The organism is Luteolibacter sp. SL250 (genome assembly GCF_026625605.1).
Lineage (GTDB): Bacteria > Verrucomicrobiota > Verrucomicrobiia > Verrucomicrobiales > Akkermansiaceae > Luteolibacter.
On record NZ_CP113054.1, the window covers coordinates 1,964,127 to 1,987,402 of the forward strand.

18 protein-coding genes and 1 tRNA gene are annotated in these 23,276 nt (G+C 63.3%); 10 read left to right on the forward strand and 9 right to left on the reverse strand.

The window, feature by feature from the left end:
- Positions 1–2: 2 nt before the first annotated feature.
- From OVA24_RS08755 to OVA24_RS08770, 4 genes are all read right to left on the reverse strand, one after another.
- A complete protein-coding gene (locus OVA24_RS08755) occupies positions 3–749 on the reverse strand; it encodes a hypothetical protein (protein ID WP_267674829.1) in 747 nt (248 codons plus the stop codon).
- A 104-nt stretch (positions 750–853) separates the two neighbouring features.
- A complete protein-coding gene (locus tag OVA24_RS08760) occupies positions 854–1,579 on the reverse strand; it encodes a hypothetical protein (RefSeq protein ID WP_267674830.1) in 726 nt (241 codons plus the stop codon).
- Between the two features lie 18 nt (positions 1,580–1,597).
- Entirely contained in the window at positions 1,598–2,119 is a 522-nt protein-coding gene (locus OVA24_RS08765) for a hypothetical protein (RefSeq protein WP_267674831.1), read from the reverse strand.
- A 46-nt stretch (positions 2,120–2,165) separates the two neighbouring features.
- Positions 2,166–2,354 carry a hypothetical protein gene (locus OVA24_RS08770; protein WP_267674832.1) on the reverse strand — a complete coding sequence of 63 codons (189 nt, stop codon included), beginning with the start codon at positions 2,352–2,354 and terminating at the stop codon, positions 2,166–2,168.
- A 376-nt stretch (positions 2,355–2,730) separates the two neighbouring features.
- Here OVA24_RS08770 and rpiB point away from each other — a divergent pair, with 376 nt between their 5' ends.
- The 3 genes from rpiB to OVA24_RS08790 all read left to right on the forward strand — a co-directional run bounded on the left by rpiB (position 2,731) and on the right by OVA24_RS08790 (position 7,127).
- Positions 2,731–4,404 (forward strand): ribose 5-phosphate isomerase B, encoded by a 1,674-nt coding sequence (gene rpiB, locus OVA24_RS08780; RefSeq protein WP_324287893.1) that lies wholly within the window; start codon positions 2,731–2,733, stop codon positions 4,402–4,404.
- A 92-nt stretch (positions 4,405–4,496) separates the two neighbouring features.
- Complete coding sequence (gene zwf / locus OVA24_RS08785) at positions 4,497–6,023, forward strand: glucose-6-phosphate dehydrogenase (protein WP_267674833.1); 1,527 nt, start codon at positions 4,497–4,499, stop codon at positions 6,021–6,023.
- A gap of 51 nt (positions 6,024–6,074) precedes the next feature.
- Positions 6,075–7,127, forward strand: a complete 1,053-nt coding sequence (locus tag OVA24_RS08790) for a glucose-6-phosphate dehydrogenase assembly protein OpcA (protein WP_267674834.1) — start codon at positions 6,075–6,077, stop codon at positions 7,125–7,127.
- A gap of 253 nt (positions 7,128–7,380) precedes the next feature.
- Here the strand turns inward: OVA24_RS08790 and OVA24_RS08795 are convergent, their stop codons facing one another.
- The 3 genes from OVA24_RS08795 to OVA24_RS08805 are packed head-to-tail and all read right to left on the reverse strand — an operon-like array spanning position 7,381 to position 10,628.
- The gene (locus tag OVA24_RS08795; protein WP_267674835.1) at positions 7,381–8,451 is read right to left on the reverse strand and encodes a DUF3500 domain-containing protein; all 1,071 of its coding nucleotides are present in this window, start codon (positions 8,449–8,451) and stop codon (positions 7,381–7,383) included.
- A 33-nt stretch (positions 8,452–8,484) separates the two neighbouring features.
- The gene (locus tag OVA24_RS08800) at positions 8,485–9,660 is read right to left on the reverse strand and encodes a BaiN/RdsA family NAD(P)/FAD-dependent oxidoreductase (RefSeq protein ID WP_267674836.1); all 1,176 of its coding nucleotides are present in this window, start codon (positions 9,658–9,660) and stop codon (positions 8,485–8,487) included.
- Entirely contained in the window at positions 9,657–10,628 is a 972-nt protein-coding gene (locus OVA24_RS08805) for a KpsF/GutQ family sugar-phosphate isomerase (protein WP_267674837.1), read from the reverse strand. Before OVA24_RS08805 ends, OVA24_RS08800 begins: the two co-directional genes overlap by 4 nt.
- 365 nt (positions 10,629–10,993) lie before the next feature.
- Here OVA24_RS08805 and OVA24_RS08810 point away from each other — a divergent pair, with 365 nt between their 5' ends.
- The 3 genes from OVA24_RS08810 (at position 10,994) to frr (ending at position 13,074) form a co-directional block, all read left to right on the forward strand.
- On the forward strand, positions 10,994–11,557 hold the full coding sequence (locus tag OVA24_RS08810; protein WP_267674838.1) for a hypothetical protein: 564 nt from the start codon (positions 10,994–10,996) through the stop codon (positions 11,555–11,557).
- Positions 11,558–11,742: 185 nt separating this feature from the next.
- The gene (gene pyrH / locus OVA24_RS08815) at positions 11,743–12,480 is read left to right on the forward strand and encodes a UMP kinase (protein ID WP_267674839.1); all 738 of its coding nucleotides are present in this window, start codon (positions 11,743–11,745) and stop codon (positions 12,478–12,480) included.
- 27 nt (positions 12,481–12,507) lie between these two features.
- Positions 12,508–13,074 carry a ribosome recycling factor gene (gene frr / locus OVA24_RS08820; RefSeq protein ID WP_267674840.1) on the forward strand — a complete coding sequence of 189 codons (567 nt, stop codon included), beginning with the start codon at positions 12,508–12,510 and terminating at the stop codon, positions 13,072–13,074.
- A gap of 197 nt (positions 13,075–13,271) precedes the next feature.
- Here frr and OVA24_RS08825 read toward each other — a convergent pair whose 3' ends face one another.
- Positions 13,272–13,973 (reverse strand): PEP-CTERM sorting domain-containing protein, encoded by a 702-nt coding sequence (locus OVA24_RS08825; RefSeq protein WP_267674841.1) that lies wholly within the window; start codon positions 13,971–13,973, stop codon positions 13,272–13,274.
- Positions 13,974–14,166: 193 nt separating this feature from the next.
- Here OVA24_RS08825 and OVA24_RS08830 point away from each other — a divergent pair, with 193 nt between their 5' ends.
- Positions 14,167–15,039, forward strand: coding sequence for a cation diffusion facilitator family transporter (locus OVA24_RS08830; RefSeq protein WP_267674842.1), 873 nt, complete (start codon positions 14,167–14,169; stop codon positions 15,037–15,039).
- Between the two features lie 167 nt (positions 15,040–15,206).
- A tRNA-Lys gene (locus OVA24_RS08835) sits at positions 15,207–15,279 on the forward strand.
- Positions 15,280–15,551: 272 nt separating this feature from the next.
- On the opposite strand, the gene OVA24_RS08840 is transcribed toward OVA24_RS08835, so the two are convergent.
- On the reverse strand, positions 15,552–20,222 hold the full coding sequence (locus OVA24_RS08840; protein ID WP_267674843.1) for a delta-60 repeat-containing protein: 4,671 nt from the start codon (positions 20,220–20,222) through the stop codon (positions 15,552–15,554).
- Between the two features lie 249 nt (positions 20,223–20,471).
- Here OVA24_RS08840 and OVA24_RS08845 point away from each other — a divergent pair, with 249 nt between their 5' ends.
- Together OVA24_RS08845 and OVA24_RS08850 are read left to right on the forward strand one after the other, a co-directional pair.
- Positions 20,472–22,649, forward strand: coding sequence for a sensor histidine kinase (locus OVA24_RS08845; RefSeq protein ID WP_267674844.1), 2,178 nt, complete (start codon positions 20,472–20,474; stop codon positions 22,647–22,649).
- Positions 22,646–23,275 (forward strand): response regulator, encoded by a 630-nt coding sequence (locus OVA24_RS08850; protein ID WP_345783428.1) that lies wholly within the window; start codon positions 22,646–22,648, stop codon positions 23,273–23,275. Before OVA24_RS08845 ends, OVA24_RS08850 begins: the two co-directional genes overlap by 4 nt.
- Position 23,276: the final 1 nt, after the last annotated feature.

Consider the following 23,276-nt stretch of genomic DNA (forward strand, 5'->3'; position numbering starts at 1 on the left):
CATCACGGGACGATGTATTTGAAGAAGAGCCGGCTGAATTTTTCGTCGGAACCTTTCGGAGTGGCAGCGAGGGGAGAGATCACGTTGCCCAGGGCGAAGTCGCGCAGCTTCGAGGTATCCACCGGGCGGTATCCGTTGGTGTTGGCGGTGACTTTCCAGTCCGGGTCCGGCGCGGAGGTATAGACGAAGTCCTTCGCGGAGATGATGCTGCGGTTGTCTCGGAATATTTCGAGGGCGAAGCGCGCCGCGGGCCCCCGCTTCTTCAGTTCCACGGTGATGATGTCCCCGCTGCGGATGAAGACCCGTGTCGCCTTTCCATCCTTGGGCAGTGGGATCATGGGCGTGCCGTTCACGTGGAGCATGCCCTCGTCATCCGTCCGGATGTAGGTGACGAGTTCGTCCGTGCGGTGCGCGTTCCTTTTCTCTCCGGTCTGGGTCGTGGCGCGGATCATGGAGGCGTCCCGGGCCAGTTCCATATCCCAGGTCCCGCCATTGCTCCATGTCAGGCGATAGACGCGGACGCCTTCGGAAAAGGGATCCGCCTCCCATTTGCCGTCAAGGAGGTCCCGGAGATCTCCGCCATCGTTTCTCCAGACGGTGACCGTCCTGTCGTTGCGGAACTTCACGAAGCGTCCGTCATCCAGCCGGAAGGTCGTCAGCACCGGATCCGCCGCTGCTGCGGGCGGAGCCTGCGCGTGCAGGGAGGCGGGCATCAGCAAAACCGCCAGGGAAAGGAGGAGGGATTTCATGTTGGATCATCTATCTTCCCCGCGCGATGGAGGCAAGGATGGAACGGAGTCACGGGATGATGGCCGGTCTCCCATGCGGAACGCCATGAAATGGCGTTGCTGCATTATTCCATTTCCTCCGCGATGAAATCCTTCCGCCGGGTGATGGGCACGATCCTGATGCCCCCGAACAGATATTGGATGATGCCATACGAGATGAAGGCTCCGGTCACGGACATCCACAGCGGGCATAGCTTCATCCCGGTCACCATGAGATAAAGGATGAGGAAGATGGCATGGAGGAGAATGAGGATGACAGGGTGTTTCTGTGCAGGCCCGATGAGCTGGCCGCACGCGGGACAGTTCCATGTGGGCAGCTTCGGCTCCGGGATCAGGGAGCCGGCCTCCACCGCGTCCAGTTGCTGGCAGGCTGGGCAATGGTAGGCATAGGTGCGTCCGGAGTGCCCCGGGGGCGCGGGATCACCGCTGATGGACTTTCCGGGGTTCCGCCACCGGCGGATGAGCTGCCAGGAGGCCATCGCCGCCAGCGCCAGAACGAACCACCAGAGATAGGCCGGAGGAACTGTCTCGCGGGTTCCCTGATCCGGATCTTTGTCACTCAGATAAATGATAAAGGTGCCGAGCGCGGCGATGGTGAGGACGATGGCCGCCGAGGAGACGAGGGAGGATTCACGCCTCTCCCTTTCAGGCTGTGGCCGCATCATCAGCGGCGCCAGATTGACGACGGCCATCGGGAAGATCCACAGGGTGGGCATCATCCAGCAGAGCGCGAGCGCGGCGACCATGAGGAGGTGCCATGCGACAAGCTTGCGGAAGCTGATCGGTGCCATGTTTGTCCGGTTGGCAGGCTACAGGTTCGGACGCATCCTCATCCTTTCCTCCTCCGCCAGATCGAAGAGGGGGGTGAAATACGCGACGGCGATGATCTTGCCGATGGCGATGCACGAAACCCAGTCGATGGCCTCCGCGATGCTGGAGGAGACGGACGGGGGCAGCAGGGTGGCGGCGGCGATGCCCGCCACATTCGACATGACATAGCACCGGCGGCCCCATTTGCGGAGCATGAACATGCCCACGTAGGATGCGGCGCAGACCAGGAAGGCAAGGACACCAACCCCGAGGATCACAAACGCGAGCGTCCCTTCCGGCATGCCTTCATCGCTGGCCGCATATTCGCGCAGTGCCGGGGGCAGCGTGTGCTCTGTCATCATAGCGGCGGTGAACTGCATGACGATCAGCACCAGGGATAACCCCAGCAGCAGGCGGAAAAACCCAGGCGTGACGTAGGTGCGGGTGGTTTCCTCCTCCGGCGGTGATTCCGGCGTGAGATAGGGATCCGTGGCAGGGGGCGGCTGGTCTTCTCCATTCATTCCACCCATCCTGTGCCCGGCGGAAGGATGAGGTGAAGCCCAAACGTCACTGGATCTCCCGCTCCGGCCCCGGCGTCCGCGGCGTGTTTTCCCGTTCATCCTCCAGGTGGGTTCCAGCGGGAGCAGGCGCATCCTCATCCGGCAAGGGGGTGACGGTGCACGCCACCACGGTATAGGCCATGAGCGCGCAGGCTGAGAGCAGATGGAGGAAAAGGGAAGTTCGCGCGGAGTTCATGGCGGTGGAGATGGTCCTAACGTTGGTGCATGGTCCGGATATGTATGAGACGGGGCTGGTGTGCGTTTTATTTGGTGAAAATCGCCGGGAGATCTCCGGAGACCGATGGAGTCTTGCTTCTCCGGCTTCCGGCAAATCGATGCTCGCGGACGGCGGCCTTGGCGCGTGGACATTCCAAGTTTGAATGATCATGATTACCCCGCTGAATGGTGCGTTGTGTTTTGATTTTATAAATATCTGGAAATAAAAGAGTAGTGTGGTGGTTGTCCGGTGGGTGGGAAGTTGGGCGCCGGAATCGGGTGAGGGGAATGGGCGGGCGTGCAAGTTTCCGGTTTCCAAACGCGCTTCCGCACATTTGAATCCCCGCCCCATCCCCATGAGCCAAGCCACACTACGCATCGCCCTCGGAGCCGATCACGGCGCGCTGGAACTGAAGAACGCCCTCGTCGCCCACCTCACGGGCAAGGGTTACGAAGTGAAGGACTTCGGCACGGAAACGACCGAATCCTGCAACTACGCCGACTACGCCAACGCCGTCGCCCGCAACGTGGCGGACGGAACCTTTGATGTCGGCTTCCTGGCCTGCACCTCCGGCATCGGCATGAGCATCGCGGCCAACCGCCACCGCCACGTGCGCGCCGCCGTCGTCCGCACCGTGGATGAGGCGAAGACCACCCGCGAGCACAACGACGCGAACGTCCTCTGCTTCTCCGGCAAGAACACCACTCCTGAGGAAGCCGTCGCCATGGTGGACGCCTTCCTTTCCGCCTCCTTCGAGGGTGGCCGCCATGAGGCCCGCGTCATCCAGTCCTCCGGCAGCCGCATCCAGGCGAATGATCCCGCCCTCTACGCCGCCATCGTCGGTGAGGAGCAGCGCCAGCGGAACAACATCGAGCTCATCGCTTCGGAAAACTTCGCCTCCCCGGCCGTCATGGAGGCGCAAGGCTCCCTGCTGACGAACAAGTATGCCGAGGGCTACCCCGGCAAGCGCTGGTACGGTGGCTGCGAAAACGTCGATGTCGTCGAGCAACTGGCCATCGACCGTGCGAAGGAACTCTTCGGCGCGGAGCACGCCAACGTCCAGCCGCACTCCGGCTCCCAGGCAAACACCGCCGTCTATTTCTCCGTGCTGAAGCCCGGCGACAAGATCTTCACCATGGACCTGGCCCACGGCGGCCACCTCACCCACGGCCACAAGGCGAACTTCTCCGGCCGCTTCTATGATGTGACCCACTACGGCGTCAGCGCCGAGGATGAGCGCATCGACTACGCGGAGCTGGAAAAGACCGCCCGCGACCTGAAGCCCGCCCTCATCACCGTCGGTGCCTCCGCCTACCCGCGTGAGATCGATTTCGAGCGCATGGGCAAGCTGGCCCGCGAGGTGGGTGCCTACCTTTTCGTGGACATGGCGCACATCGCCGGTCTGGTCGCCGCCGGCGTCCACCCGAACCCGGTGCCGCACGCGGACTTCGTCACCTCCACCACGCACAAGTCCCTCCGCGGACCGCGCGGCGGCATCATCCTCTGCAAGGAGGAGTTCGCGAAGAAGATTGACTCCCAGGTGTTCCCCGGCATCCAGGGCGGACCGCTCATGCACGTCATCGCCGCGAAGGCAGTCTGCCTGGGTGAGGCGCTCAAGCCGGAGTTCAAGGACTACGCCGCGCAGATCGTGAAGAACGCGCAGGCTCTCGCTGCCCGTCTCGCCTCCCATGGCTTCCGCATCGTCTCCGGCGGCACGGACAACCACCTCATGCTGGTGGACCTCCGTCCGAAGGGCCTCAACGGCGCGGAAGCGTCCCACGCGCTCGACGAAGCGGGCATCACCGTGAACAAGAACGGCATCCCGTTCGACACCGGCAGCCCGATGAAACCGAGCGGCATCCGCATCGGCACCCCGGCCGTCACCAGCCGCGGTATGAAAGAGGCTGATGTCGAGACCGTCGCCGATTTCATCCATGAAGCCTTGTCGGATCATGCGAATGTGCAAAAACTGCATGCAATCCGCGAGCGGGTATTCGCGTTCAACCGCGCCTTCCCGCTGCCGTGGTGAGATAGTCGATAGTGGAGGGTTGATGGGAAGAGATTCCTTTCCGCCCATCGACCTCTTCCTATCAATTATCAACCCCGAACTCTCAACTCTCCATGAATCCATTCCGAGAAGACCTCGTCGCCCGTTCGCGCCCGGAGCCATGTTCCGTCGTGATCTTCGGCGCCACCGGCGACCTCACGCACCGCAAGCTGGTGCCCGCCCTCTACAACCTGGCCATCGATGGCGAGCTGCCGACGGGCGTCAAAATCGTCGGCTTCGCCCGGCGGGAAAAGTCGGACGAGGAGTTCCGTACCGGTCTGGAGGAGCTGAACCGGAAGGTTTCCCGCTCCGGGCACAATGACGAGGTGTGGAACACCCTTGCGGAGAACATCCACTACCACCAGTCGGAGTTCCATGACGCGGACGGCTACAAGCGCCTTGCGGAGCGTCTGGACGCCATCGACCAGGAGCGTGGAGGGAAAGGAAACCGTCTTTTCTACATCGCCTCCTCGCCGGAGTTCTTCGATGAGATCCTCATCAACCTGAAGAACGCCGGACTGAACCAAGCGAAGGACGGCTGCTGGGCGCGTGTCATCGTGGAGAAGCCGTTCGGCACCGACCTGGCCACCGCGAAGCACCTCAACGAGGTGGTGAACGCCACCTTCCACGAGAGCGCCACCTACCGGATCGACCACTATCTCGGAAAAGAGACCGCGCAGAACCTGATGGTGCTGCGTTTCGCCAACTCCATCTTCGAGCCGCTCTGGAACAGCAAATACATCAGCCACATCCAGATCACCTGTGCGGAGAACCTGGGCATGGAAGGCGGCCGCGGCGGCTACTATGACAAGTCCGGCGCGCTGCGGGACATGGTGCAGAACCACCTCCTCCAGCTCCTCAGCCTCGTCGCCATGGAGCCGCCGACCGACCTCACCGCCGATGGCGTGCGGGACGAGAAGGTGAAGGTCATCCGTTCCCTCCGCCAGTGGGACACCCCGGAAAAGGTCGCCGCCAACGTCGTCCGCGCGCAGTACACCGCCGGTCATGTCGATGGCAACGAAGTGCCCGGCTACCGTGAGGAAGACCGCGTGCCGAAGGATTCCCAGACGGAAGCCTACGTCGCCGTCCGCCTGCTGGTGGACACCTGGCGCTGGAGCGGCGTGCCGTTCTACATCCGCATGGGCAAGCGCCTGCCGAAGAAGTCCACGGAGATATCCATCCACTTCAAGGACGCCCCGAGCGTGCTGTTCGGCGCGCAAGGTGAGGTTCCCGGTGGCAACGTGCTGGTCATCCGCATCCAGCCGGACGAGGGCATTTCCCTCCGCATGGTTTCGAAGATCCCCGGCACCAGCCTCCGCCTGGAGCAGGTGAAGATGGATTTCCACTACTCCACCAGCTTCGGCAAGAGCAGCCCGGAGGCCTATGAGCGCCTCCTGCTGGACGCCATGGCCGGTGACGCCACCCTCTTCGCCCGCCGTGACGAGGTGGAGGAAGCATGGCGCTTCATCGACCATATCGAGAACGCCTGGCACAAGTCGGACACCCCGCCCGCCATGGCCGAGTTCGTCGCCGGATCCTGGGGCCCGCGCGAAGCGGACGCCCTCATCCAGCAGGACGGCTTCCAGTGGCGCAGGCTGTGAAACGGTAAATTGGCGGAAGCGCCGTACTTCCGCCACATCCAGAAAAATGCCATGACCGTTACTCCGGAAACCTGCCCCGAACTTGGAATCGAAGTGCCTGTCGGCGCGATCGACAAGGAACTCCGCAAGCTGTGGGAGCAGGACGACGCGCAGACGAACGCCTCCCTGATGAACCTGGCGATCTACTGCGAGCGGGAAGGCTCGCTGGTGGAGAACTCCCGCATCATCCAGAAGCTCACCAGCGAGCACGCCTGCCGCGCCATCCTGGTGGAGATCAACAAGCGCACCACGGAGGCCAGCCTCCGTGCCTGGATCACCGCGCACTGCCACCTTTCCGGCGGGAAGAAATCCATCTGCTGCGAGCAGGTGGCCTTCCACCTCACCGGACGCGTCACCGGACGTTTCCGGAATACGGTTTTCTCCCATCTCAACTCCGACCTGCCACTCATCTTCTGGTGGCAGGGGGAGCTTTCGGACGTCTTCACCGAGCGCCTCGTCGCCGTGATGGACCGCCTCATCATCGACAGTTCTTCGTGGAGCGATCCCGCCGCCGCCTTTTCCATCATTGATGATGCGACGCAGGCGAATGGTGATCTCATCCTGCAGGATCTCGCCTGGACGCGTTCCTGGCAGTTCCGCGTCGGCATCGCCGGTTTGTTTGACGATCCCGTGGCGCAGGCCGCCCTCCCGGCGGTGGACTGTGTGGAGATCATCCACCACCCGGACCACCGGAACTCCGCCCTCCAGGTGCTCGCCTGGCTGGGTGTCCAGGCCGGCTGGGAACAGACGTCCCCCTCCGCGGATGGGTTCGTCTTTCGCGCGAAGGCCGGCGGTAAGGTGAACGCGCGCCTCCTTTCAGATCCTTCCTCCGCGCCGCTCGGCAAAGTGGAGATCTCCTCCGGTCACGTCACCGTGCGGGTGAACCGGGATGCCGGTGCCAGCCACGTTTCCCGCCAGATCCAATCTGACGGTTATTTGGCGAACTCTCTCTCACCTGCCGATCCGGATGTGGATGCGGAGCTCGTCGGCCTCCAGCTTTCCCGCGGTGGGAAGAACTCGCTCTACCAGAAGATCCTCCCGCGCTTCCGGGCGATGTTGGGGTAAGGGATCTGGCTCCGACTGCTCCGAGTAAGGAGGGAGGACACTCCTGTCCTCCGGCTGCAATGGCGAGCCAAGGAGGAGAAGTTTTCAGGAAAGAAAAGAAGGCTGACCGCGAATCTGAAGATATTCCTCCTCCACTTCGCGATCTTCGCGTCTTTGCGGTGAATCTTTCCTGGTTCGCCAATGCCGCCGGAGGACAGGAGTGTCCTCCCTCCTTACTCGGCCGCATTGGGAAAGGAAAGGGGCACCCCGACCCTCAATGGTCGTCCTTGTGGCCCTTCATGTGGTTGCCCAGGGCGTCGCGACCGAAGTCGCCTTCCAGATCCCGCCAGACGGTGTGGATGTGGTTGGCGTCGTTCTGGATGTTGCAGGCCTCGATGAGGAAGGTCTTGCCCTGCACGCGGTAGTAGTAGGCGTCGCCCTTCTTCAGGCCACCTGCCCATCCGAAGCGGACGTTGTCGAAGTCCGCCTTGATCTTCGCCATGTCCTTGTCGGCGATCTCTTTGCGGTGGCGGGTGGCGTATTCGGAGATGAGGGTCAGCAGGCCTTCCTTCTGCTTGTCGGTCATTTCGGTGGAAAGGAGGCCGACGGGGTCGAGCTGGCGTGCTTTCCGTTCGTTGCCGGTCAGGATCTCGGCCGGGGGCTTCTCGGTATAGACGACGGGCTTTCCGGCTTCCTGCAGCAGGGTGGCCAAGGCGCGGGCCAGGTCCTCCTCGCGGGCCAGCGGGCGGGTGCCCTTCATCCGGCCTTCACGGGTCTCCGCACGGTTCGCGGCGAGGAAGGACGGCGTGGCGGAAATGACCTTGCCCCCCACCAGGGTGAAGTTCACGGCGGTGTGGTGGCCCTCGAATCTCCAGCCCCAGGTGCCGGTGGCGGATGGCTCGCCGAAGATGGTGGTGAAATACTTCTCCGGATCCCGGTGGTCCGGGCGGTTCTCGATCTCACCCAGCAGCTTTTCCAGCGCCATGATGGTGTCGATCTTCACCAGCGCGCTCGCGCTCATGCCGGTTTCCAGCAGCTTGCGGGCGAGATCCCGTTGCTCCGGTTTCATTTCCTTGATCGGCAGGCCGTTGCGGGTCGTCGGGACAAAGTTCCAGTTGTCGCGCTCCTTATCCTCGAACGGATAGCGGGCTTTTTTGGTCTGTTCCCCGTCCAGGGATTTGAGGAACGCGTTGGCCGCGTCCGCCATCTCGATGGTGACGATCTGCAGCTTCGCTGCGTCATATCCGGCGGCGGCGGTTTCCTTCGCCCAGGCCTTCTGGCTGGTGATCTGGAAGGCGGAAATGAGGGTGGCGACGCCGAGCGCGCTGAGGAGGATGGGTTTCATGGAGTGGAAGGTGGGTGGATGGAAACTGACCAATTAACGGAATTGTTTCAACCAATCGCTTGCGGCCGCTGCGGAACGCGTCGCGGTGGCGAAGCAACCCTGCATCAGGTAGCCGCCGGTGGGGGCCTCCCAGTCGATCATCTCCCCGGCCAGGAAGATGCCCGGGTGGTCGCGCAGCATCAGGTTTCCGTCCAGTGCGGAAAAGGGGACACCACCGGCGGAGGAGATGACCTCCGCGATGGGGCGTGGCCGGCTGAGGGGGATGACGTGGTGCTTCACCTCCGCCGCCAGACTGGCGGCATCCGCGTGGGGCGTGCGGGAAAGCAGCGCGCACGCGGCGTCCGGCAGCTTCCACGAAACGCGCGCCGCCTCCAGGAAGTCACGCTTCACGTGGGTCAGCTTCCGCGTGAGTTCCTCCGCGGTGAAGGTCGGCTTGAAGTCGATGGCGATGGCCGGTCTTTCCATCCCGCGCAGCGTCGCGCCGAGCTGATAGATGGCCCCGCCCTCCACGCCGTAGCGCGTGAGCATCAGCTCGCCCACGGCCAGCCGTCCGTCCGCGCGGATATGGATGTTTTTCAACGGCACACCCTCGATGGCGGGGAGGATTTCCTCCGGCCACGCGTGCTCCCACCCACAGTTGGCGGGCTGCAGCGGGGCCACCGGCACGCCCAGCCGCTCCAGCACGGGGATCCATCCGCCGTCGGATCCCGTCTGCGGCCATGAGCCGCCACCCAGCGCCAGCAGCACCGCATCGCACGCGTGGGCGGTGCCATTTTCAAAATGCAGCGTGAACCCGGGATCGATCCCGGTGAGGCGGTGGTTCATCGCGAAGGTCACGCCGTTCTCCTTCAGCCGCGCGATCCACCGGCGGAGCAGGGGAGCCGCCTTCAGCGCCTTCGGATAGACGCGCCCGCTGGTCGCCTGGAAGGTCTCCACGCCCAGTTCCGCAGCCCAGTCGCGCAGGTCCTGCGGGGTGAAGGAGGAAATGATCTCCTGCCAGAACTCCGGCGGCCCGGAGTAGCGGGTGGTGAACTTTTCCAGCGCCTCCCCGTGGGTGATGTTCAGCCCGCCCTTTCCCGCGACGAGGAATTTCCGCCCGACCGATGGCTTGCCGTCGAACAGGGTCACGCAGACACCCCGCGATGAGGCGATCTCCGCAGCCCGCAGCCCGGCAGGCCCGCCGCCGATGATGGAAAGGTGCGCGCTCAAATGATCTTCAGCCGGGCGAAGTCCTGCGTGTCCACCAGCCCTGCGGGCCTGCCATCCGCGCCCAGCACCACGATGTCGTCGATCCGGTTCAGGCCGATGGTCTTCACCGCCTCCACCGCCAGGGAGTCCGCCTGCACGGTGATGGGGCGGCGCGTCATCAGCCCCGCGATGGGCCGTTCCCCGATGGAGGGGTCTTTCTGGTAGCCGCGGGCGAAGTCGCCGTGGGTGAAGATCCCGGCCAGAAAGCCGTCCGGCATGAGAATGAGGCAGGCACCGGCACGCGCCGCGTTCATGGCGATGAGTGCGTCCAGCACCAGCGCGTCCTCCGTCACCGTTGGCAGGGCCTCCCCGCCGCGCATGATGTCGGACACCCGGGTGAGAAGCGCCCGGCCCAGCGAGCCACCGGGGTGGTAGCGGGCGAAGTCTTCCTCCGTGAACCCGCGCGCCTCCAGCAGCACCATCGCCAGCGCGTCCCCCATCACCAGCATGGCCGTGGAGGAGGAAGTTGGCGCCAGGTTCAGCGGGCACGCCTCACGCTCCACGGACGTGTCCAGCGTGATGTCACTCAGCTTGGAAAGTGAGGAGTCCGGCTGGCCCGTCAGCGCGATGAGCCGCACGTCGAACCGCTTGATGAAAGGGATGAGGTCCAGCAGCTCGTTCGTCTCCCCGGAGTAGGACAGCAGCAGCACCGCGTCCCCGTCGGAGATCAGGCCAAGGTCCCCGTGCAGCGCGTTCTGGGAGTTCAGCACCACGGCGGTCGCCCCCGTGGAGTTCAGCGTCGCCGCGATCTTGTGGCCGATGTTCCCGGACTTGCCCACACCCACCACCACGATCTTCCCGCGGTTGTCCAGCGTCGTCTGCAGCAGTCCCACGGCGACGATGAATTGGTCATCCAGCCGGCTGGACATGCGCAGCAGTCCTTCCGTTTCGATTCCGATGACATTCCGGGCGAGGGCCAGATGATCCATGCCCTGATGACAAGGCGGGGGAAGGGGATTTGCAAGTCATTCGCCGGTAGGCGTAGCGAAGGTCGTGAGGGGGTAGCGAAGGTCGTGAGACCTTCGGCTGGGGAGACGTCCCATAAGAAACCGACGCCGGTCCATCAGTTGCCATCCGCCCCGCCGAAGCTCTCACGAGCTTCGCTACGCGGAAAGATCCGCCCGCAGGGGTAGCGAAGGTCGTGAGACCTTCGGCTGGGAGGACGTCCCCTAAGAAACCGGCGTCTATTCATCAGATGCCATCCACCCAGCCGAAGCTCTCACGAGCTTCGCTACCCCATACCGTCCGGTTCTTTTGGCTCGCGGACGCAAGGGAGATGCGCCATTTTCGCGGGATGAAACGGCTTTTCCAGACCCTGTTCTGCTCCCTGCTGCTGGCGGGCAGCGCGGTGGCCACCACCATCATGGTGGTGCCCATCTATGAACCGCTGAGCCTACACGGCACGGATGGGGATGATGTCATCATGGACGTGGGGGAGGCGCTCCAGGCGTCCGTCATGGCCCGCCCCATGGCTCTGACCGGTGCGTTTCCGGAAGTACTCATCGACTCCATCAAGACCCCCCACCAGATCCCGACGAACAACCCGAATTACAAGGTCACGGAGGCGAACCTGCTGGTGCTGTGCAAGGTGGGCATCAACGGCCGCATGTCCCAGGAAGGGCTCATCGTCACGCTGGACATCACCGAGCTGGAGATCCCGACGGAGGTGGACCTGACCAGCCGCCAGGTGCTCAGGCTCGCCCTCATCGCCGTGCGGAAGACGCTGGAGGAATACCAGCGCCCGCAGACCCAGCCGCTCGTCGTCACCATCGCCATCGAAGGCGCCACCGAGGGCAAGGCGCCGCTGGTCGATCTGGCGGGCAAGTTCACCATCGGTGAATTGCCGCCGGCGAACTGATCTGCGTAGCGGATTTCGTGGGAAATTCGGCTGGGTGGAGATCACCCGGCAAACCGGCGCCAGTTCATCGTGGATTTCCCCGCCGCCGAATCTCTCTCGGGATTCGCCCACCCCTCGGATGATCCCGTGATTTCACTTCCCAAGACGGGGGGGATTCCGCTTCTCTCTGTGCAGACAAAAATCGCATGAGTTCTCCTTCCAAAGATCCCCGTCCCTTCAAGCGCGCCATCCTCAAACTCAGCGGCGAGGCGTTGCGGGAGCCCGGGTCCACGGACAACATTTCTCCGGAGATCGTCGATCGCATCGCTCTGGAGATCAAGGAAGCGGTGGCGACCGGCCTGGAGCTGGGCATCGTCGTCGGCGGTGGGAATTTCTGGCGCGGAGCCAGTGCTTCCGCGCGCGGCATGGATCGTGCCACCGCGGACTACGTGGGCATGCTGGCCACCGTCATGAATGCCCTGGCCCTGGAAGGCGCGCTGGAGCATCACGGTGTCAGTTGCCGGGTGCAGTCCGCCATCGAGATGAAGAACGTCGCGGAGCCCTTCATCCGCCGGAAGGCCGAGCGCCAGCTCGAGGACGGAAAGGTCGTCATCTTCGCCGCGGGAACCGGCAGCCCCTTTTTCTCCACGGACACCACCTCCGCCCTCCGCGCCAGCGAGATGGGTGTGGATGTCATCCTCAAGGCCACCCAGGTGGACGGTGTCTACAACGCGGACCCGCGAAAGGACCCCAACGCCGTCCGCTATGAGACCGTCACCTTCCAGGAGTGCCTGACCAAGCGCCTGAGCGTCATGGATGCCACGGCATTCAGCCTCTGCATGGACAACCACATCCCCATCATCATCTTCGATCTCGGCCCGGCCGGGAACCTTTCCCACGCCCTGCGCGGCCTCCCCATCGGCACCCTGGTGCACGGTGAGTGATCCCCACCTTTTCCCAACCAGCACATCATGGACCCTGATACAGCCATTCTCGAAGTCGAAGAAGCGATGACCAAATGCGTGGACTACCTCATCCACGAGTTCGCCGGTGTCCGCACGGGCAAGGCCAGCCCCGCCCTCATCGAAAACCTCGACGTCCACGTCCATGCCTACGGCGCGGTGTCGAAACTGAAGAGCCTCGCCGTCATCAACTCGCCGGAGCCGCGGATGCTGGTCGTGCAGCCCTTTGATCCGTCCACCACCCGCGACATCGAGCGCGCCATCCGCGAGTGCAAGCTGGGCCTCAACCCCGCCGCCGCGGACCGCTCCATCCGCGTGCCCATCCCGGAACTCTCCGAGGAACGCCGCCGTGACATGGTCAAGATGATCAAGCAGCTGGCGGAGGAAGCGAAGGTCCGCCTCCGCGCCGCGCGCAAGGACGGCATGGATGCCGCCAAGAAAATGAAGGCGGACAATATCATCGCGGAAGACGCCCAGAAGGACTTCGAGAAGGAAGTCCAGGACCTCACCAACAAGTTCACCAAGAAGATCGACGAGCACGCCGTCGCCAAGGAAGCGGACCTGATGAAGGTCTGATCCGCTTTCCCCGATCCTTCCCAATGCTTCAGGACGCCGGTCAGCCGACCGGCGTCCTCATTTTCCGGAGGGCGCATGCCGTTGCGTCCTCTTCGCTTCTTGGGCGCCGTGCGGCCGCATCGGCGTGTGTCCCTCCGAAAGAAAAGGAGCAAACCCCTTGGCGGGATTTGCTCCTCTATCAGATGGAAAGCGGTGCCTCAGGCCAGCCTGCGGCGGCGGAGCACGATGCCCGCACCGGCGACGGCCAGCAGACCGAGGGATGCCGGCTCGGGGACAGCGACGGAAACGTTGTCCACATCGATGCGGAAGTCCGTGAACGTCGTGTTCGCGGGGAGGTAGAATCCCAGCTGCACGTTCTGGATGTTGCCGAACACCGAATTGAAATCCCCGCCGCCGTAGGAAAGGAACGGAGGGTTGCTGTTGGTGATCGGGATGGTGATGGTGGTCCAGGTGTCGGAGGCGACGGCGTACGACGCGGTGCTGGCCAGGCTCGCGGCGTTTCCGCCGCCGGCGTCGAGCCGTGCGTAGAGGTTCAGTGTCTGGTTGTAGTTGTGCCGGACGGCGACCGTCATGGTGGTCACCCCGGAGGTGATCCAGTTTCCGGCGAAAGCGTCACCGCTGGCGTCGGCGCTGGCATTGCCACGTATCAGCGTCTGCAGCGGCGGCGCGCCGAACGGACCGCTGGCTCCGGAGGTGAAAGTCGAAGTGAAGGAGATATAGCCGGAATTGCCGACGCCACCCGTCGCGCTGTAGGTGGGGGCCACGGAGTTGCCGGTCAGCCAGCCGCTTGCGTTGGTGTTGAAGGTCTCGGTGAACGCAGTCACCGCAGAGGCGGATCCTCCGGACAACGCCAGACCAAGGATGAGTGCGGAAAAGCTGCGGAGAAGGTGTGTTTTCACGCGCGCGAGCAGTAGATGGATTGCCAGTCTGAGCAAGTTTAAAGAGAATGAATCTCAATATTGATAAGCCTAATGAGGCAACCTGTGCTTTCCGCCTGAACTCATCCACGGTCATCCGTCCGGCAAAGTGGCGGGCGTCGTCGTTTCCCGTTGAACGGACGGTTCGGAGATCCCACCCTTCCTCCGGGCAAGCATGACCGGGCATGAAAACATCGCCGCGCGGACGGTCGTCAGGAGCATGGCGGTGAATGCCGTGCTCGCGCTGGTGAAGATCGTCACCGGGGTGGTGGGGAACTCCTACGCGCTCATCGCGGACGGCATCGAGTCGCTCAACGACCTGTTTTCCTCCCTCGTCGTTTGGTGTTCGCTGAAGGTGGCCCACCGCCCGCCCAGCGAGAGGTATCCCTATGGCCTGGGAAAGGCAGAGCAACTCGGCGCCCTTTTCTCCGCCGTATCCCTGCTGGCCGCCGGCGGCGTCATCATCTGGCAGAGCGTGAGGAACATCATCCACCGCCATGAACCGCCCGCGTGGTTCACCCTGCCCGTCCTCGTCGTGGTCATCATCACGAAGGAATTGCTCTCCCGCCATGCACTGAAAAAGAGTGTGGAGACGGAAAGCACCGCGTTGAAAGGGGACGCTTGGCACCACCGGGCGGACGCCATTACCTCCGCCGCCGCACTCGTCGGCATCCTCGTCGCCCTCATCGGTGGTCCGGGGTTCGAGAAAGCGGACGACATCGGTGCGCTGGTCGGCTGCACCGTCATCGTCTTCAACGGCATCCTCCTCCTGCGCACCGCCCTCCATGAGAACCTCGACGGTGCCCCGTCCCCGCAACTGCTGGAGCAGGTGAGGGCCGTCGCCACCGCAGTCCCCGAGGTCATGGGCATCGAGAAACTGCGCATGAAAAAAATGGGCCTCGGCTACTTCATGGACATCCACATCGAGGTGGACCCCCACATGACCGTGGAGAAAGGCCACCAGATCGGCCACGACGTCAAAGACGCCATCTGCCGGGAGGTTCCGCAGGTCACGGATGTCGTGACGCACATCGAGCCGTTCGGGTAGCGGAGATGGTGGAAACACGGGCTTCCTGGCCTTCTGATTGCAGGGTATTTCCGCCCATCTCAGACCTGATGTCATAAAAGTGGTAAATTTCCGGTTGCCCTCCGCCGCGGATGGCCCTATGCCTTTGGCCGTCGGCAGTCCGCGACAGCGGATCGCCTGCCCCTAATGCCTCGGTAGCTCAGTTGGTAGAGCAGAAGACTCTTAATCTTTTGGTCCTTGGTTCGAATCCAAGCCGGGGTACTTCCTTGTTAAGGAGTGCTGGCGAATTGATGGAATGCCGGCAATGTGTACCGTGATCACGACCGGAGGTGCCGGATCATTTTTGGATACCGGTTTCAGCAAAGGTGGGAACCCTGGATTCGACCGTTGCCATGGCAGGGAAAATTTCCCTTTCCCGGTCGATCAGATGCTGCTTTGGCAACCACAGCCGCCGATGCGGGTCCGGGAAAGGGTGCTTGTCTCCAGCACGGTTCCTGGCCCGCTGGAGGTTGCAGGGCTGGAGATGAAGGAGGCTATTCACCGATTTCCAGCCTCCAGAAGAGTCGTGCGGAGTCTTCGGTGGCGGGAGTGAGATAGAAGGAATGGATGAGCGCATCCCCATCCGTGACCGGTTCTCCGAGCTGGTGGGCCTGTGCGGAACCGTTGCCGAAGACGAGATTCGTGGTCGCCTGGATTTCGAAAGAGAGGCCTTTCATATCAGCAGGAAGCCGGACGGAAACGAGCTGATAGGATTTCCCGCCTTCCGTCCCGGGGGCAGGCAGTCCCGGACCGCTGTTGATGCTGTTGATCGTCGCCGAGTCGAACTTTTTCTGTCCGGAAGGGTGAGGCACTTCCGTCTGCAGGACGGCAGGCACGTTGGGATCGAGACCGAAGAGATACTTGAAGCCGTTGGCGACACCGTCTCCGGCGGGATCATCATTGAAGCCTTCTTCTCCGGGAGGGAAGCTGTACTGGCTTTTCCATGAGGAGAAGGTGGGTGTGGAGGCGGCTCCCCGGACAGTGAGGATCATCTCGGATGAGTAGACGGTGGTGGATCCGTCCGTCACCGCGACGGTGTAGGTGGCGGCGTCATCGATGCCCACGGGGTGGATGTCGAGAGAGGGTCCGGTTTTGCCGGGGATGGGCTGGCCGTTCTTGCTCCACTGGAAGGAGAGGGCGCCTCCCACCGCGGAGACGGCGAACGTGACAGAGTCTCCGGGTTCCGCATAGGTGCCGGAACTCTGATGGGTGATGGCGGGGGCGGGTGCTCCGGGAAGCGGGCCGGAGCCGGTGGTGAGGCGGAGAATGCGCGGGGCGTTCGGGAAGCTGGTGGTGGTGATCCAGCGTCCGGCATAGATCCGGGAGTGGGACGGGTTGGCATGGAGAAGCGAGAACGGATGTTGCGAGGGTGCGAAGTCGGCCTCCAGTTGCTGGCTCTCCATCATCATCACGGTGCCGGAGGCTTCGAACTGGGCGAGATTCTTGAGCAGACCTTCGGGGAGGTAATCGAGGTTGTCGTAGTAGGAATAGCTTCCGCCAAACAGGAGGCTGTTGTCGGGAAGGATTTCGCTGGAATAGATCGTGCCGAAGTAGGTGTGGGCGGGATTCGTGGCGGAGTTCACCGTTGGCTCCAGAGTTCCGTCGGCATGAAAGAGGGCAACCTGCCTGCGGGGGCTCTGGACGCTGTTGATGGTGACGATGCCGATGCCACCGGAAATAAGGAAACCTCCATCGTCGTGTAGTTTCAGTTCTTTGACTCCGGTGGAACCGGTGCCGAGGTCGGCTTTGGTGAAGGTGGGGTCCTGGGTTCCGGAGGAGGTGAGCCGGGTGGTGGTGAGGCGGCTGCTGTTGTTCTGGCCGACGGCGACCAGTTTGCCGTCGGGAAGGAGCTTCACTCCCCGCTGGATGAAGTTTGAAATGCCGGTGGTGACAAGCTTTCCGTCGAAGGAGGCGTCGGGTGTTCCGTTGGCCTGGTAGCGGGCGATGTTGACCGTGTTGTTGCCCGTGCCGGAGAACCGGTAGCCTGCCAGGACGATGCGGTCCTGGGAGTCGATGGCAAGGGAACCGACCTGGGCGTTCGCGGGGAATGGGATGTTGAAGGAGAAATCCGGATTTCCATTCGCATCGAGGAGAAGGATCCGGGTGGAGATGGGAAGGGAGGCGGATTGACCGTAGTTCACGGCGGCACTGAGGACGACGACGATGTGGCCGTCGGAGAGGAAACCGAAATCTTCGACGGAAGCGTTGTAGAAGAAGTTGGAGACCGACTCGCGCAGGAGCGGGAAGGCGAAGGATGTGTCGAGGGTGCCGTCGGCATTGAGACGCATGAGGCCGTGGCGGGTATCGCTCAGGTATGAGAACTGGCCTCCGACGAGGATTTTCCCGTCGGGATATTCGTGGATTTTCCGGATCTCGATGCCATTCGCGCTGTATCCCAGATAACTTCGGGTGAAGGATAAATTCAGGGCTGGAATGTTGGCATTGTAAGGGCCGTCCGCGGATATTCCCGAGGCGACATGGGTAATGGAAAGGCTCGCCGGAGGACTGAAGATGTCGCCGAATTGATTGGTGAGGCGGGCTTCGTAGAGTCCGGCGTTGGCGTCGGTGAGGTTGGAAAGGGTGAGGGTGGCGGAGGTGGCTCCGGAGATGGGCTGCCCGTTGTGGAACCACTGGATGGCGGTGGTATCGGGACTGCCCTGCACGGTGAAAGTGGCGTCCGCGCCCGGTTTTTTCGTCAGGCTGAGGGGCGGGGTGACGACAAGAGGCTTGGGGTTGACCGTAAGCTGGGTTGCCCGGGTGACAACGGTGCCGAGGGGGTTGGTGACGAGGAGGTGGTAGGTCCCGGCGTCGTTGCCTCGGATGTCGGTGATGGTAAGGGCTGTGGTGTCAGCTCCTGTGACGCGGCCAACGTTTTCGAGCGGAAGGCCGTTGCGGAACCAGCGGTAGGTCAAATCGGGATCACCGATGACGCCCGCCTGAAGCTGGAGCGTGCCGTCCTGGACCAGCGTGACGGTGGCTGGCGGCTGGGTGGTGAGGACGGGATGGCCGACCTGGTTCCGTTCGGCGCGGATGACGGTGCTGTTGGAACCGGTGATGAGGGAGAAGTCCGGGCCGGAGGCCATGCCGTAGAAGCGGACGGTGCCGCTGAAGTATTTTTCTTCCCAGGTGCTGCCGGGGAGAGCGTCGGAGACGAAGTAGGTGCCGAAGTTGTCGCGGCGGACGAAAAATTTTCCGTCGATGAAAACGACGCTGTCGTAGCCGCCTCCCTGGGTGAGTGTGGGGCCGGTGGAGGTGAGCGAGGCGGGATCGCTTCCGGTGTAGATGTGGCCATTGTTGGCGACGATTACCCAGCGGCCATTGCCGTAGGCGGCGCCATTCAGGGTGGCGTTGCTTTTTGTGGCGCTGGTCCAGGTGGCTCCGTTGTCGGGGGAGTGATAGTATTGGCCGCCGGTGGCGAGGGCGATCCATTGGCCGTTGGCGCCGACGACGGTGTGGGCGTTGCCGGGGGCGGGGCTGGCCGCATTCACATGCTGCCAGGTGAACCCGTCATCGGAAGTGAAGACGCGGTTCTGGATGGAGATGGCGAGCAGGGTGTCGCCATCCGAGGCGACGAATTTGATGGTTTCGTTCTGATTGAGGGGGAGGTTGGCGTCGATCCAGGTGATGCCGTCGAGGGAAATCTGGTCGCCGCTGAAGAAGATGCCGTTGGCGAAAGCGATGGATCTCTTCGTGGGTGCGGGAGTCCAGTTGAGGCCGTCGCGGGTGATGAAGTTGAGGTTCTCGACGACGGTGGCAATACCGTGTAGGATATAGAGACCGTTGCCGTAGGTGACGCGGAGTTCGTTCGAGTTGGTGGCGATGTCCGCGGAAATGTCGCTGGAGGTGATCTTTTCCCATGCGAGCCCGTCGGTGGAGCGGCGGGTGAGGTAGAGCGCACCGGTGGCGATGCGGAGGGACCCGTGATGGGCGACTCCGGTGGCGTTGGTGAGGGAATCTCGCGTTCCCTCCGTCCATGTCACTCCATTGGTGGAGTGGTAGAATTTCGCGTTGGTGCCCCCCGGGGTGCGGGCGATGAAGCGTTCGCCGTCGAAGCCGACGAAGCTGAAGGCATCGGGATTGTTGCGTGCGGTGAAATTGACGCCGTCGGTCGAGGTGGCGCTGTAGCCGTAGGCATTGATGAGATGGACGCCGTTGCCATGGACCAGGTGATCCGGGTTGGTGTTGAAATAGGAAGGGATGGCGCTGGCATCGAGCGCGGCTTCGGTGAATGTGGTGCCGTTGGTAGAGTGGTGGATCTTGAACCGGGTTTGGCCGTAGCCTTTCGCCACAAGATAGAGACGGCTGCCCATGGCACGCAGGAGAGGGTTCGTGAGAGGGCCGATGGCGTTGGAAGTGTACATGGGAGCTTCCCAGGTGGCTCCGGTGGCATCACTGGAGCGGGTGATTCCTCCGGTCATGTTGCCGATGTAAAACCGGCCATCGTGGAATGTGACGGTCGTGATGTGCCAGTTCTGGACTTGTCCGATACCGGAGGCGCGGGGAACCCAGTTTTCGAGATCGGTGCTGGTGAGCAGGGTGTTGTTTTCTCCGACAGCGACGTAGGTGCCGGAACCGTAGGCGAGCGCCGTCATGGGATGGACGCTGCCGGTGTGGCGGCTCTGCCATGTTTGGCCATCTTCCGAGAAATGGATGGCTCCCTTTTCACCGAGGACGACGAAGCGGGTGCCGTCGTGGATGATGGCCACCGAGTCGTGCAGCGGGGGTTTGGGATTGATGACCGTGAAATAGCCGTCGAGCGAGGCATTGACGTCATAGCCGCCGGTTTTCAGTTCGATGCGGGTGTGGGTGGTGGTCAGGCCGTTGGTGGTGGAGCCACTGCCGTGGAGCGTGCCGCCGGAGATGTTTCCGGCGGTGAGGTAAAAGCCATTCGGCTGCACCCAGTTGATGGTGCCGGCGGAATCGACGGTGCCGGTGATTCCCCCGCCCTGGAGAGTAATGGATCCATCGTTGGCGACTTCAGCAATGACGGTGCCGTTGGCGGTTTCCGGCTGGGTGACGGCTCCTTCAAGACGGATATAGGAGTAGCCGATGTAGGTGCCCTGATAGGCCGCCTGGCCGAATGAAGGGATACCCAGCGCGAACAGCAGGAAGGCGGTCAATGCCAGGCGGATGGATGACAAGGGCGAGGTGGGATGGCGATGCATGGCTGGTCAGGTGTTCGGAGGTATTTCCTTGCTGGAAGGCCCCTTCGTAGGTGGGGGCCGGAATGACCCGGGGACGTCTCCATTGCCATGCCGGGATCATGGTGCGGGAGACGGAATGTCGGTTTCCGGTTGTTGATGAATGGTCTGGGATGATACACATCCGGCCCCGGCGCGGAATCCCCTGAACGGAGGATGTTCATATTTCCAACACTCTGGGATACTCCCTCCCGATTTCCATATCATCCAGACATGACTTCGCCTCCCCCTCCGTCCCTCCGTCCTGGTGGGCTGCCTCCGGTAGCTGTGATGTCGGCGGCGGTGGCGGTGGGGTTGGCGGTGATGGGGGTGGTGCTCCTGCTGGCGCATGCGCAACCGTGGTTGGGCTTGTCCCTGCTGCCGGCGGCAGAAGGGGGAGTGGTCGTGGTGGAAAGCACCGGGCCGGCCGCCGGCATCCCGGAAGGTGTCAGAATCCGTGCGATTGCCGGGAATGACCACGAGATGGAACTGAAGGCCCTGGATCTCGTGATCGAGCCGGACGGGAGCATGGGCGACTACCAGACATACCGGGAGTTTCTGTCCCGGCAGGACCGGTTGGCGGAAATCCTGGCGTCCGGGGAGGTCCGCCTGACGAAAGCGGACGGCGGGGTGGTGCCATTGGTTCCCGACCAGCGGGGGCGTCCGTTCACCTCCTTTCCTGCGGTTTTTTGGGTGCAACTGGTGGTGGGGTTGGTGGCGTGGCTGGTGGCCGCCACCGTGTTCGCCTTCCGCCCAAAGGATGCGGCGGCCCGCTACCTGTTGCTGAGCGGTGCGGCGACGCTGTTGTTTTCCCCTGCGGCGGCCATCTACAGCACGCGGGAGCTGGCCCTGGATGGCACCTTGTTCCATTGGGCCGGGGATCTGAATTTCTTCGGCGGCAGCCTGTTCATCGCCAGCTTCATCGCGCTGCTGCTGCACTACCCGAGGCCCCTCGGCCCCAGGTGGGCGGGGTTGCTGGTGGTGGCGCTGTTTGTGGGCTGGTTCGTGGCCCAGCAAGTGGGGATTTTCGAGTCGATGACCTTTGCCCGGCGTTTTCTGGTGGTGGTGGGTGCGGGCATGACCTTCATCCTCGCGGGCATCCACTGGTTCCGGACCAGCCGCACACCCGTCGAGCGGGCGGCGCTCCAGTGGTTCCTGCTGTCGTGGATGTTGGGAACCAGCGCGTTCGTCCTGTTCATCCTGCTTCCGCAGTTGTTCGGCGTGGATACCTCCCCGCTGCAGGGGTATGCGTTCCTGCTTTTCCTGCTGGTGTATGCCGGGCTGGCCTTCGGCATCCTGCGCTACCGCTTGTTCGAGTTGGGCATCTGGTGGCGGCGCATCGCGGTTTGGACGCTGACGGTGCTGCTGCTGGTCGTGCTGGACATGCTTTTCCTGTTAGGCCTGCGGATGTCGCCGGGCATGTCACTGAGTCTGACGCTGCTGGTCTGCGGCGTGGTCTGGCTGCCGCTGCGGACGTGGATGTGGCAGCGCATGCGGGGGACGCGGGATACCCACCCCGCGGAGTGGTTCGGGCGGGTGATGGACGTGGCCCTGGCCCCATCGGAAGATGCGCGCGACGACCGCTGGCGGAAGCTGCTGGAGGAGATCTTTTCGCCCCTGGGTATGGAAGCGGAGGAAAGGGGGCGGCCTGCGGTGGCGGTCGGGGATGACGGGCTTTCCATGTCGATGCCAGCCGTGGGGGGGCTGCCCTGCCTCAGGCTCAAATTCGCCGCCGCGGGACGGCGCCTGTTTTCACCAAAGGACGCCACCCTCGCCGGTGAGCTGGTGAGAAGCCTGGAACACGCCATCGCCAGCCGCTCCGCCTATGAGTCCGGTGTGGCGGAGGAGCGCAGCCGGATCGCCCGCGACATCCACGACAACATTGGGGCGCAACTGCTCGCCGCGCTGCACAGCGACAACACGGAGCGGAAGGACGCCAGGATCCGTGAATCCCTGGAGGATCTCCGCTCCGTCATCAACGATTTTCCTGCGGAGGCGCTCACCCTTGATGAAGCCTTCGGCGAACTCCGGGCGGAATCCTCCGAGCGCCTCGCCGCCGCCGGGATCTCCCTACGGTGGGAAGGGAATGGCTGCGACCGGACCGTGCTTGAGTCTCCCACCGTCCACGCCCTGCGCTCGATCCTGCGGGAAGCGGTCAGCAACGTGATCCGGCACTCCGGAGCGCGTCACGCCTGTGTGACGGTGGCGCATGGGAGCAACTCGCTGCGTGTGAGCATTGGCGATGACGGGGTGGGCAGCGGAGACTTCGACGATCACCGAGGCAACGGGCTTGCGAACATACGGGCGCGGCTGGCGCGTATGGGCGGCTCCCTGGAGATCCGGCGGCCGGAGCGGGGGACGGAGCTGGTCATCCACATTCCTCTGGATCATGAAAGGAGGCGGACGGCGTGAAGCGGGTGCTCATTGTTGAAGACGTGGCGGAGACCCGGCGCTGGCTCTCCGGAGTGGTGCTGGCGGCGTTCAAGGACAGCACGATCCTGGAGGCCGCGACCGTGGACGCGGCGCGGGAGCTTTCCGGGCAGCATGTTTTCGACCTCGCGCTCATCGACCTGGGGCTGCCTGACGGGTCCGGGCTCGACGTGCTGCGCTCGCTGCGTGCGGTGTCACCGTCCACGCTTTGCGTCATCACCACCGCCATCGGGGAGGATTCCCACATCGTCGCGGCGCTGTCGGCGGGGGCGCAGGGATATCTGCTCAAGCAGCAGCCCGTGGGCCAGCTCAGCCGCCAGCTCGTCCAGCTTCATGAAGGTATCCCGGCACTTTCACCGTCCATCGCCCGCCGGATCATGGAACACTTCCGCATGACCGGGCCCGTCGCGGATGATGACGCCGGCCTGAGCGAGCGGGAAAAGCAGACCCTTGCCCTGATCTCCCGCGGGTTCCGCAATGTGGACGTCGCGGAGAACCTGGGAATCGCGGAGTCCACGGTGGCGTCTCACATCAAGGCGATCTACCGGAAGCTCGACATCTCCACCCGCGCGGAGGCCAGTTGGCACGCGACGCGCCTCGGATTGTGAG

Coding starts and splice junctions, on each gene's coding strand:
- OVA24_RS08790 (WP_267674834.1), top strand. CDS start 6,075: ATGACCGTTACTCCGGAAACCTGCCCCGAACTTGGAATCGAAGTGCCT.
- pyrH (WP_267674839.1), top strand. CDS start 11,743: ATGAGTTCTCCTTCCAAAGATCCCCGTCCCTTCAAGCGCGCCATCCTC.
- OVA24_RS08795 (WP_267674835.1), bottom strand. CDS start 8,451: ATGAAACCCATCCTCCTCAGCGCGCTCGGCGTCGCCACCCTCATTTCC.
- OVA24_RS08755 (WP_267674829.1), bottom strand. CDS start 749: ATGAAATCCCTCCTCCTTTCCCTGGCGGTTTTGCTGATGCCCGCCTCC.
- OVA24_RS08830 (WP_267674842.1), top strand. CDS start 14,167: ATGACCGGGCATGAAAACATCGCCGCGCGGACGGTCGTCAGGAGCATG.
- OVA24_RS08845 (WP_267674844.1), top strand. CDS start 20,472: ATGACTTCGCCTCCCCCTCCGTCCCTCCGTCCTGGTGGGCTGCCTCCG.
- OVA24_RS08770 (WP_267674832.1), bottom strand. CDS start 2,354: ATGAACTCCGCGCGAACTTCCCTTTTCCTCCATCTGCTCTCAGCCTGC.
- OVA24_RS08840 (WP_267674843.1), bottom strand. CDS start 20,222: ATGCATCGCCATCCCACCTCGCCCTTGTCATCCATCCGCCTGGCATTG.
- OVA24_RS08760 (WP_267674830.1), bottom strand. CDS start 1,579: ATGGCACCGATCAGCTTCCGCAAGCTTGTCGCATGGCACCTCCTCATG.
- OVA24_RS08765 (WP_267674831.1), bottom strand. CDS start 2,119: ATGAATGGAGAAGACCAGCCGCCCCCTGCCACGGATCCCTATCTCACG.
- OVA24_RS08805 (WP_267674837.1), bottom strand. CDS start 10,628: ATGGATCATCTGGCCCTCGCCCGGAATGTCATCGGAATCGAAACGGAA.
- frr (WP_267674840.1), top strand. CDS start 12,508: ATGGACCCTGATACAGCCATTCTCGAAGTCGAAGAAGCGATGACCAAA.
- OVA24_RS08810 (WP_267674838.1), top strand. CDS start 10,994: ATGAAACGGCTTTTCCAGACCCTGTTCTGCTCCCTGCTGCTGGCGGGC.
- rpiB (WP_324287893.1), top strand. CDS start 2,731: ATGAGCCAAGCCACACTACGCATCGCCCTCGGAGCCGATCACGGCGCG.
- zwf (WP_267674833.1), top strand. CDS start 4,497: ATGAATCCATTCCGAGAAGACCTCGTCGCCCGTTCGCGCCCGGAGCCA.